This is a genomic window from Xenorhabdus entomophaga, assembly GCF_037996725.1.
Lineage (GTDB): Bacteria > Pseudomonadota > Gammaproteobacteria > Enterobacterales > Enterobacteriaceae > Xenorhabdus > Xenorhabdus khoisanae.
On the sequence record NZ_JBBMXH010000283.1, the window covers coordinates 1 to 791 of the forward strand.

1 protein-coding gene is annotated in these 791 nt (G+C 55.0%); it reads right to left on the minus strand.

Going from position 1 to position 791, the window contains the following annotated elements:
* Positions 1-46: 46 nt before the first annotated feature.
* Positions 47-791 (minus strand): phage portal protein (locus AAC854_RS22785; RefSeq protein ID WP_340619081.1); only part of this gene is annotated, 745 nt, incomplete at its 5' end.

Here is a 791-nt window from a genome sequence, read left to right on the forward strand (position 1 = left end):
CTCGAACTCACCGGAGTCGCTGACCGATTTGATTTTCAGGGGCACATCAAGCCGTTGTCTGGTCATCATCGGCATGCGTCTCTTCCTCCTTTTTCGGGGATTGTTCAGGTTGGGTTGTCATGTTCATGGGCGTCAGGTAACTATCCCCGCCCTCTCGCGGGTTGAGTTCTTCCAGTTCACGGCATTCATTCGGGGAGTAGATCCCCCAGTTAATTCCGGTGGCGTAGGCCTCAAAACGGGATTTCATGTCCCCGCGTAACAAGGCCCCGGTGTTGAATTTGGCGTAAAACCGCCCTTGTTTGCTGTTTCTGACTAACCCGGCATTAATCCGCTGCTCAATGCGGATGAGGTACGGGACGAGGGAATAGTTAATAAACCCAATCCCTAAATTCTCAATGTTGTTAAAGGTGGCGTGGTCGGTGTTCTGCACCATGTGCAACGGTACCCGGAAAATGCGGCAGATTTCCTCCAGCTGAAACTTGCGGGTTTCCAGAAACTGCGCATCTTCGGCCGACAGGCTGATTTGCTGCCATTTCAGCCCCATTTCCAGAATCAGCGGCTTATGGGCATTCGCCAGCCCTTGGTGTTGCGCTTCAAAGTCGGTTTTCAACCGGTTAAAAGCCTCGTCGGTCAGGGGCTGATCGGTTTGCAACACGCCACTGGTGACGGCCCCGTTACCGAACAGCCGGGAGCCGTGCTCCTCGGTCGCCAGCCCTAACCCGATCGCCTGCCGGGCATAGGCCACCGGACTTAACCCGGTCAGGCCATTGAGCGTAAAGATACGCACATGC